The sequence below is a fragment of the Nocardia sp. NPDC058518 genome, from assembly GCF_042719655.1.
Classification (GTDB): domain Bacteria; phylum Actinomycetota; class Actinomycetes; order Mycobacteriales; family Mycobacteriaceae; genus Nocardia.
Genome location: NZ_JBHXNJ010000018.1, coordinates 144,858 through 154,499, shown reverse-complemented (window position 1 = coordinate 154,499; position 9,642 = coordinate 144,858). Strand labels below are relative to the sequence as shown.

At 65.8% G+C, this 9,642-nt stretch carries 10 protein-coding genes; 4 read left to right on the top strand and 6 right to left on the bottom strand.

Annotation, left to right across the window (positions count from 1 at the left end; all coding sequences use genetic code 11):
• The 4 genes from ACFWPX_RS27400 to ACFWPX_RS27385 form a co-directional block, all read right to left on the bottom strand.
• Positions 1-999, bottom strand: a 999-nt coding sequence (locus ACFWPX_RS27400) for a carboxylesterase family protein (RefSeq protein WP_378930284.1), incomplete at its 3' end; no start/stop codon positions are given.
• A gap of 11 nt (positions 1,000-1,010) precedes the next feature.
• Positions 1,011-2,468, bottom strand: a complete 1,458-nt coding sequence (locus ACFWPX_RS27395) for an amidase (protein WP_378930282.1) — start codon at positions 2,466-2,468, stop codon at positions 1,011-1,013.
• A gap of 262 nt (positions 2,469-2,730) precedes the next feature.
• Entirely contained in the window at positions 2,731-3,903 is a 1,173-nt protein-coding gene (locus ACFWPX_RS27390; RefSeq protein WP_378930280.1) for a macrolide family glycosyltransferase, read from the bottom strand.
• A gap of 5 nt (positions 3,904-3,908) precedes the next feature.
• Complete coding sequence (locus ACFWPX_RS27385; RefSeq protein ID WP_378930331.1) at positions 3,909-4,517, bottom strand: CatB-related O-acetyltransferase; 609 nt, start codon at positions 4,515-4,517, stop codon at positions 3,909-3,911.
• 266 nt (positions 4,518-4,783) lie between these two features.
• On the opposite strand from ACFWPX_RS27385, the gene ACFWPX_RS27380 reads away from it, so the two are divergent.
• Complete coding sequence (locus ACFWPX_RS27380; protein ID WP_378930278.1) at positions 4,784-5,320, top strand: TetR/AcrR family transcriptional regulator; 537 nt, start codon at positions 4,784-4,786, stop codon at positions 5,318-5,320.
• Between the two features lie 185 nt (positions 5,321-5,505).
• Here the strand turns inward: ACFWPX_RS27380 and ACFWPX_RS27375 are convergent, their stop codons facing one another.
• Together ACFWPX_RS27375 and ACFWPX_RS27370 are read right to left on the bottom strand one after the other, a co-directional pair.
• Positions 5,506-6,150 (bottom strand): GIN domain-containing protein, encoded by a 645-nt coding sequence (locus ACFWPX_RS27375; RefSeq protein WP_378930276.1) that lies wholly within the window; start codon positions 6,148-6,150, stop codon positions 5,506-5,508.
• A gap of 124 nt (positions 6,151-6,274) precedes the next feature.
• Positions 6,275-6,793, bottom strand: a complete 519-nt coding sequence (locus ACFWPX_RS27370) for a pyridoxamine 5'-phosphate oxidase family protein (protein WP_378930274.1) — start codon at positions 6,791-6,793, stop codon at positions 6,275-6,277.
• A 184-nt stretch (positions 6,794-6,977) separates the two neighbouring features.
• On the opposite strand from ACFWPX_RS27370, the gene ACFWPX_RS27365 reads away from it, so the two are divergent.
• The 3 genes from ACFWPX_RS27365 to ACFWPX_RS27355 all read left to right on the top strand — a co-directional run bounded on the left by ACFWPX_RS27365 (position 6,978) and on the right by ACFWPX_RS27355 (position 9,604).
• On the top strand, positions 6,978-8,021 hold the full coding sequence (locus ACFWPX_RS27365; protein ID WP_378930272.1) for a DUF6670 family protein: 1,044 nt from the start codon (positions 6,978-6,980) through the stop codon (positions 8,019-8,021).
• Positions 8,022-8,204: 183 nt separating this feature from the next.
• Entirely contained in the window at positions 8,205-9,098 is an 894-nt protein-coding gene (locus tag ACFWPX_RS27360; protein ID WP_378930270.1) for a sterol desaturase family protein, read from the top strand.
• On the top strand, positions 9,095-9,604 hold the full coding sequence (locus tag ACFWPX_RS27355; protein WP_378930268.1) for a DoxX family protein: 510 nt from the start codon (positions 9,095-9,097) through the stop codon (positions 9,602-9,604). The genes ACFWPX_RS27360 and ACFWPX_RS27355 overlap by 4 nt, the downstream gene beginning before the upstream one ends.
• The last annotated feature ends 38 nt before the right edge of the window (positions 9,605-9,642 follow it).

The window sequence follows — 9,642 nt, the reverse complement described above, 5'->3', positions numbered from 1 at the left end:
GCCTGTCCCCCGGCGCGTGCGCCCCTTTTGGTGGTTTTTGCGCCGGTGGTGGTCCGCCCGGGGGGGGGGGGGGGGGGGGCGCCCCCCCCCCCCCCCCCCGCGCCACGGAGCATGTGGGAGAAGGTCACCGTCGACGACGGGCGAGAACGGTGTCGGCGTCAGCGCCATAGGTCCCCACGAGTCGACGAATCCGGGCATCTTCCGCAGGATCGTGTCCGTCGCAGCGAGCAGCGACCGCGGCGGAATACGGGCCAGTTCACCGAGGGTGGCCTGGGTGCCGAGTTCTGCGGCGATCGTCGCGGTAATCGCGCCGGCGAGCCGTGGAGAGAAGTAGGTGCCCGGGACGCTCTGGGCGATCGCACGACGAAACAGCCCGGCTGCCGTCGGCATCGTCAGCAGCGCGGCAATGCAGCCGGCGCCGGCGGATTGACCGAAGACGGTGACATTGCCCGGATCTCCACCGAAGCCTGCGATGTTGTCCTGCACCCACCGCAGTGCGGCGGTCTGATCGAGAATGCCGCGGTTGTCCACGGCACCGGTGATGTGGGCGAAACCCTCCACTCCGGTGCGGTAGTTCATGCTGACCATCACCACGCCCTCTTCGGCGAGCGTCGCACCGTCGGCATCCGGGTTGCCGGTGGAGCCTTCCAGGTAGGCACCACCATGGATCCACACCATCACCGGAAGCCGGGCATCACCGAGGTCGGGTGACCACACATTGAGCGTCAAACAGTCGGCGGAACCATCTGCGGTACTACCGAACTCCGCCGTCATCACCGAGCCCGCGTGGGTCGTCTGCGGAACCGGTGGACCGAACTTCGATGCGTCGCGCGTCCCGTCCCACCGCCGCACCGGGACGGGAGCCTGGAATCGGTGTGAGCCGACCGGCGGCTCGGCATAGGGGATGCCGCGGAAGACCGCCAGAGTGCCCTCCCGCCTGCCACGCACAACTCCGGCAGCCGTGCGGATTTCCGGTTCGATGCCGGCTTCGGTATTCATCCTGTACGAACCTACTCACGAAATGGTGCTCGGAAGCCGCCGATCTTCTGCTCGAGCAGTTCGGCCAGCCGCAGCGGGGTGCGGTCCTCGAACATCGGACCGACGAGCTGCACTCCCACCGGCAGGCCCTCGGCGGACCTGCCCGTAGGTATGGCGGTGGCGGGTAGGCCGGGCATGGTGGCCAGACCTGCCCAGACGAGCTGGTCGAGGTACGGGTATTCGACGCCGTCGATGTCGATTCGGCGTGCCAGCAGATCGGGGTGGTGGTCGTGGGGGAATGCGGGAGTCGGGGTGATCGGGCAAACCACGGCATCGAACTCGGCGAAGAGTTGCCGCCAGCCGTGGCGGTGGAGTTCGCGACCGTTGTTCGCCTCGCGCCAGTCGCGGTGGGTGAGAACCATGCCGCGCAGCCGCGTTGCGACGAGACTCCGGTCGTCGGTGCTCAGTCCGGCGGCGCGGGTCCGAAGTTGCTCGTACGCTTCGACGGGAAAGCTTGCGACGGCGCCCGAGAACAGCAACTGCATGTAGAGCGCCGCGGCTTCGGTCAGATCGGGCAGCAACGGACTGTGCCGTTCGACGCGGGCACCGCCGTCGACAAGCGCGTCGGCCACCCGGTTCACGCCTGCCCGCACCGCGCTCCCGGTCGCGATGAGCGGATGCTCGTCGAGGACCAGGACACGGAAATCGCTGAGCCGCTCGTGGCGCGCGGGCCTCAGTGTCAGGTCGTACGCCATACCGTGTGTCAGTGGGTCCGGTCCGGCCATGACATCGAGAAGCAGGGTGAGGTCGCGGGCAGTGCGCGCCATCGGACCGACAACGGCGAGGTCGAGATCGACCGGCAATGCCGAGGCGGGCGGTGCGACCATTCCGCGGTTCGCCGCCAGACCGAGTGTCGGCTTGTGCGCGTAGAGCCCGCAGAAATGCGCCGGGGTGCGCAGTGAACCGCCGATGTCGGAACCGATGGACAGCGCGCCGAATCCGCACGCCAAGGCCGCCGCCGATCCGCCGGAGGATCCGCCCGGCGTACGGGTGTGGTCCCACGGGTTGTTGGTGGTGCCGTAGATCTCGTTGAAGCTCTGGATATCTTGCAGTCCCAACGGCACATTGGTCTTGCCGAGCATCACTGCCCCGGCGGCTTCGAGCCGTGACACCTGTACGGCATCCTCGGTCGGTACGTAGTTTGCGTGCTGCGGCATGCCCCAGGTCGTGGGCAGCCCAGCGATGTTGTAGGACTCCTTGACCGTCACCGGAATACCGAGCAGCGGCCGATCCTCACCGCGGGCGCGCGCCTGATCGGCCCGCTGCGCGGCGGCCCGAGCACGGTCGAAGTCCGGCACACAGATCGCGTTGATCGTCTTGTCGTCGCGCTCGATCCGGGCGATCGCCGCATCGGTCAGTTCCACCGATGTCACCTCACCGGTACGCAAAGAGGTCGCGAGTTCTTCTGCCGACTGAAGATTCCAATCCATGAATGCGACGCTATGGGCCCGCCGGAAAGGACATAAAATGCCGTTTCGCACAAAGGGGAAGTCGAGCGGACCACCTGCACCGGACAAGTCACGCGCTCGTTCTGCCATCGCAGACGGCCCACCCCAGGTCACAGCGTCGGCAGCGGACCGACTCCATGAGGGCAGGCCATGAAATGTCGCTGTGCACAATGGGATGGTTGTCTCATTCGACGACCCACAAATAGGGCACGAGCAATTACGGGGGGATACCGCTGGATGCGGTTCAGCCCAACATGTTTTCGATGAGATCGGCGGCGCGCGTGGTCCCGCCTTCGGCTTTTGTTTCGGTGCGCAGCTGCGCCGAGCGGCGGGCGACCTCTGGGTCGCCGACCAAGTCGTCCAGGGCGGCCCGAAGGTTCTGGGCGGTGGCGTCCGGGGTGTCGATGCGGCGGGCCACGCCTAATTCGACGAGCCGGTCCGCGTTCATGAACTGCTCGGCCCCCTGGGGTACGGCGATCATCGGGACACCCGCCAGCAGCCCCTCACCGCAGCCGCCCATGCCGGCGTGGGTGATGAAAGCGTCCGCTCGTTCCAGGATCGCCCGCTGGGGAACCCAGGAGTGCACTTCGACATTGGCCGCGATGTCGCCGAGCTCGTTCGGGTCGGTGTGTTTGCCGATTTGCAGGACCACGTGCCAGCCGGGCAGGTTGCCGAAGGCTTTCAGGCACTGGCGGTAGAACTCCGGTTGGCGGGTGTACGCCGAACCCAGGGAGATCAGCAGTACCTGCTCCGCGTCGGCGGGGCGCGCCCAACCCGCTGACTGGCGTGTGTCGAAGCAGGGGCCGACGAAAGTCACTGTGTCGGAGTCGACTTGGTCGGCGTGTGGTTGCATCGCTCGGGGAATCAGCGCCAGGGCATCGGCGGGCAAACCGGAGAAGTCGTCGACGTCGGTGGTCGAGGTACCGCACTCGGCGAGCCATCGGGCGAACCTCGCCTGGTAGGCGTCGGCACCTGGTAGCTGGCGCAGCCGTGCCGCCACGTCCTGTTCGTATCCCTTCCATGCCACGAAAGTGGGCGAGAGCTGCATCATCTCGCGGCCCTGGGCTTCGGCGAGGGCGCGTCCGGCATAGGCGCCGATGTCGTACAGATAGAGATCCGCGGGGTCGTGGTCGTAGGCCGCGCGCAGTTGCGGGAGGGCCAGTAGCGCATTGTCGAGGAACAGGTTCATCACCGCGACGGGGTCGTCGGGCCAGTTGTTGTCGGCCACCGGCAGTGTCGAGGTGCATTCGACCAGCTCGGCACCGGCTCCGGTGATCAGGTCTGCGACAGCCGGGTCGTTGGCATAGGTGACGCGATGGCCACGGGCCACCAACTCACGGATGACCTCGAGGCTCGGCAGGACATGGCTGACGATGGGGATGCCGACCATCGCGATATGGGCTGGGCGAGAGGGCATTTCACTCATTTCAGGGATTCGGCGGCGGCTTCCAGATCGTCGATGCTGCCCGACATGATCGTCGGCACGTGTGCGGTGATGTGCTCGGCGGGCCAGTCCCACCACGCCACCGCCAGTAGCCGGGCGACATCGCTGTCGTCGTAGCGGGTTCGGATGAGGCGGGCCGGATTTCCGCCGACGATGCCGTAGTCGGGGACATCGGTGGTGACGACGGAGCCGGTGCTGATGACCGCGCCGTGGCCGATCCGCACACCGGGCATCACCGTCGTGCCGTTGCCGAACCAGACGTCGTTGCCGACCACGGTGTCGCCTCGGCTCGGCAAGCCGGTGAGCAGGTCGAAGTGGTTCGACCAGGAGCCACCCATGGTGGGAAACGGGAAGGTCGACGGGCCGTCCATGCGGTGGTTGGCCCCGTTCATGATGAACCGCGTTCCGGTGCCCAGCGCGCAGAACTTCCCGATGATCAGTTTCTCCGGCCCGTAGTGGTAGAGGACATTGCGCGTTTCGAACGCGGTCGGGTCGTCGGGGTCGTCGTAGTAGGAGTACTCGCCGACCTCGATGAGGGGCGAGGTGATCAGCGGCTTCAGCAGCACTACTCGCGGCTGGTCCGGCATGGGGTGCAGCACGGTCGGGTCCGCGGGAACAGGCGTGGAATCGTCGGGCACAGCGAAACTCCTTCGGCGCGTGAGCTATCGGGTGCCCGTGGAGGTCGAACACCAAAGGCTTCCTAATACGACAACTGTCGCACTAAGCTACGTTGACAGCTCTAGCCCGTCAAGCGATCGGTGTGCCGACAATGAGATCCGCATCGGATAGTTCCGAGCCCGCTCCCCCGGCGCGCTCCCGCCCGGGGGGCCGAACGGCCCGCATCCGAACCCAGGTGCTCGACGCCGTCACCGCCGAGCTGGCCGAACACGGCTACGACGCACTCAGCATGGACGCCGTCGCGACCCGTGCAGGCGTGCACCGCGCCACGGTGTATCGCCGCTGGCAAGACGTCGGAGGCCTGCTCGCCGACCTCTTCGACGCGGCGAGCGACCAGCCATGGCACCCCCGCGACACCGGCTCCCTACGCGGCGACCTCGCGGCGCTCAACCACGAGATCCAGGATTCCCTGACCGAGGAGCCGTCCCTCGCGGTGGCACTGATCGCCGCCTCGTTCCGATCCGAGGAAGCCGCCCGAGCACTACGGCGACTATGGGATGACCGCTACACCCAGTCCGAGATCATCGTCGAGCGAGCGATCCACCGCGGCGACCTTCCCCCCGACGTCGACGCACGCGCCCTCCTGATCGCCGCTACCGCACCGATCTACCACCACCTGGTCCTGCTACGCACCCCACCCGACCCCCACCTACCCGACCGCACGGCCACCACCACCGCCCTCGCCGCGGAATCGGGCGCATTCACCCGATGACACACGCCCCGAAAGTACGACAGCCGCAGATCATCCGGGGATGGTCTGCGGCTGTCGCGACGGTTGCGTTGTGCCGGAGCGCTGGTGACCCATCATGTGCTGCCGGTCGGCCATGCGATTATCGTCGGGGACGGCGAGGTCGCAGGCGAATGGCTTCGGGCGCACCAGCTTTGATCATTTCCGCGTCAGACGAGGGCTCCGTGTCCGACGGTGACGTTCCCGTACAGGTTGCGCGCGAATACCTGCACGGCATCGCCGCTTCCCTGCGACTGGTCCACGGGTTCCATCCGGTTCTGCACGCTGCCGTACAGGGCGTTGACCTCCAGTCGGGCCGCGCTGCCGGGACGGATCCCCACCTCGAGATCGCCCATCGAGGTCTCGAGCCGGAGCACCCCGCGGGAGGCTTCGTCGACGCGGATGTTGCCCTTGGCGGTCTTCGCGGTCACCGAACCACCCGGGCGTTCGACCACGATGTCACCGGCGGATACCTCCAGGTCGGACTGGTCGAATTCGCCGATACTCACCAGTCGACCCATGGCGACGGTCGCGTCGAGCACGGAGCCGATCGGCACCTCGACGGTCACCGAGACCACCGGGTTGCCACCGAACGGTGTGAACGTCTTCCACTTCTTCGGCGCCTCGACGCTCAGCTTGCCACCGGCGAACTCGACCTGAATCTGTTCGGCAGCACGCACATCCGCTTTGCTGGACGTATCGGCCGGTCGGACCTCGACGACAGTGTCGGTTCGGTCGGCGGCGACCACGGTGACATCACCGCAGGGCACATCGATGGCGACGGTGATCGGCTGCGGTGTCTGGAAAGTAGGCATCTGTACTCCTGAGCTAGAGGTTTGTACGTAGATGTATACGTACATTGTGTTGCTCTCACTATAAGTAGATGTATACGTATAGCGCAACCCTCAATTTGGGCCCAGTTCGCAGATGCTCCGATGGTCAGGTAGCGAGCCTCGCGATGTCGGGCGCGTAGACGGTCATCCAGTGCGGACGCAGGCGGAAGTAGACCACCTCGCTGTCCCAGTCGAAGGCGTCGTCGCCGTAGAAGTCCTGGAAGTACGCGAGCAGCTCCGGCCAATCCCCGGAGGGCTCGCCGCCCAGCGGGTTGAGGATCTCGACCGCGCCGTGCGTGAACACGCCCAAGTTCTCACCGCGCATGTGCGCGACGCTGGCGGCCGGCCGGGCCGCGAGGTGGCGAGCCTTCGCGGCATTGCGGGCCGTACCGAAGTGCCACCGTCCACGCAGGAAGTGCCCGTCCACCCCGCTGATCCGCGGTTCGCCCTTCGCCGTCACGGTGGACAGCGCGAGGGTGCACATGCCGGTGAGAGTCTCGGAGAGTTTCTCCGCGGTCAGTGTGTTTTCGCCGTCGATGATCGAGCGCAGGTGCGAGGTTGAGCTGGTGAGGGAGGCGTCGAGGAGTGCCTGAAGCTCTGCGAGGTCTTCTGGAGTTTCACGCAAGGGGGTCTCTTATCTCTCGGAGGTGTGCCAACCGGTCAATCTCATCCTCGACCAAAACCTTGACATCTCCTGTCATATTTCCCCGCCCGGTCGTCGCCGTCCGACGCGCTTGACGTGCATCGTCGGCGATATTACTTTTAGGTAATATCGCCGACGAATGGGCATGAACGATGGAGGATGAACGGTGAGCGCAGCGCAGCGGCTGGTCGGATTGGTGAACCGGACCGGGCGGGTGAACGGTTCCCCGTTCGATGCCACCCGATCGATGAGCCCACCGTCGGGGCGGCGGCGGAACTGGGTGCACTACGGGGTGATGGTGCCCGACCTGCCCGAGCCGCACCGTTCGTTCGGGGTCATGTCGATCGCGGGTTCCCCCGGAGTGACGATCTTCGCCAACGATCACGCGATCACGACTACTCCATCTGACACCGTGTACACCTCCTCGGCGACGGCATCCATGACCGACGGTCAGTTCCTCGTGCACAGCATCGCTCGCGACTGCGAGTTCGCCGCGGACGGCAGCCACCTCCGGTTCGGCCAGGACCTCGTCATCGACGGCACCTACCCGCGTTTCACGGTGCGCCGAACCCACCCCGAGGTCACCGTCGAACTCGAGATCGAGGCCACCGACAAAGTCGCCCACTTCGCGAACATTCCTGCGATGTACCGGCATTGGAGCCTGTTGTCGACCTATCGCGGTCATCTCGACTATCGCGGTGAGCGTGTCGAGGTGCAGGGTTTGTGCACCGTCGAATACGCCGCAGGTGTCGGCATGCACAGCGTGACGGCCTCGACACGACCCAAGCTGCCTGCCAAGTTCTTCACCTACCACGTTCTCAACCTCGACCACCGCACCCAGGCGTTGCTGGTCGAGGTCCTCGGCCCCGCCGGGTTCCCGATCCAGAAGTCGGTCTACCTGCGCTCCCTCGACGGGTACGGCGGCGTGTACACCCGCGGATTCGATTTCCGGGTCCAGGAGTACGAATCCGAGCCTCGGCGTACCCCCGACGGTCGTGTGATGCACCTGCCGAAGTCGTTGTCGTGGCGAGTACTCGACGACGAGGGCCGAGACCTGATCACCATCGAGGGCACGGCCGGCGGCGACTACTCCTACGGGCTCGGCGCGGGGTTTGTCGGCACCTACGACTACACCGGCACCTACCGGGGCCGCGCAATCACCGGCAGGGCCTACCTCGAGTACATCGACTGCCGTCGACCGATCAGATGAGTGCGATCCGGCCGGGCCAGGGCAGGTATCAGCGCCTTCGCGCCGGGGAACCCGTCGCGCCCTAGCTCCTGCTCACACGCCTCACGGACAGACGAGGTGACCGTTCGGTCATCGGCCGGGCAGACGATTGACAGTGAATTTACTATTTTGTAAATTACTCATACGTCTATATGAGGAGTCGGCTTGCTGTCCACGTTCTGGGAGCACATCAACAACCCGTTGATCTACGCAGTCCCGTTTTTTCTCGTCTTCATCGCCATCGAAGCGGCGAGTCTGCGCCACGCCGCCGCCGACGACACGCCTCGGGGCTACTCGGCTATCGACTCCCGCACCAGCATCACCATGGGTTTCGGTGCGATGGCGGCGATGGCACTGTTCAAGCTGGCGACCCTGGTCGTGTTCGTGATCCTGTACGCCGAGCTGGCGCCGTGGAAGCTGCCCACCGGCTCCTGGTGGTACTGGCCGCTGTTGCTGCTCGTCGTCGATATCGCCTGGTACTGCAATCACCGGTTCTCCCACCGTGTCCGCATCGGCTGGGCCGCACACCAAGCGCATCACTCGAGCGAGTACTTCAACCTCGGTACCGCGCTGCGACAGAAGTGGAACCCGTGGTCGGAGGCCATCTTCTGGGCGCCGCTGCCACTACTTGGTTTCGCGCCGTGGACGATATATGTGGCCTTCGCCTTCAACCTCATCTACCAGTTCTTCACCCACACCGAGACCATCGACAAGATGTGGCGCCCGATCGAGTTCGTGTTCAACACCCCGTCCCACCATCGCGTCCATCACGGCAGCGACCCGGAATACCTTGACCGCAACTACGGCGGCATCCTGATCATCTGGGACCGGATGTTCGGCACCTTCCAGCCGGAACTGCACACCCCCACGTACGGTCTCACCACCCCGGTCGGCACGTACAACGTGCTGCGCCTGCAGTATCACGAGTACGGCAACATCATCCGAGACGTTCGCCGCGCGACCCGTTGGCGGGATCGGCTCGGCTTCGTGTTCGCCCCTCCGGGCTGGCAACCCGCCGCGCGCGAATCCGTCACCGACGCGGTGAAGCAGGCAGCGTGAGTTCTGTCGACACCACTGCCCTCATCCTCCGATTGACCGTCGGCACTGTCGTCCTCGCCCACGGTGTCAATCACGCCTGGGGCGACGGCAAACTCACCGGTACCTCCGGTTGGTTCGCCTCGATCGGTCTGCGTCCGGGAATGCTGCACGCCGTGCTCGCCACGGCCACCGAGATCGCGGCAGGCCTGCTTCTCATCGTCGGACTGCTCACTCCTTTCGCGGCGGCCGCGGTTGTTTCGACGATGACGGTCGCTTTGATCACCGCGCACCTGCGGAACGGATTCTTCATCTTCCGGTCAGGTCAGGGCTGGGAGTACACCGCCGTCCTCGCCGCAACGGCGGTGGCCGCCGCCACCCTCGGGCCGGGTCGCTGGTCGTTTGATCATCTGTTCGAGATCGAGTCGGACGGCATGGCGGCACTGGTCGTCGCGGTCGTTCTCGGCGTCGTATCTGCGGCGCTGCTGCTAGCCCTGTGCTGGCGGCCGACACCGCGCAACAGCCGATAGGCGCGGCATGCGTCTCGGGACCCTGAAGCTCCAGAGCC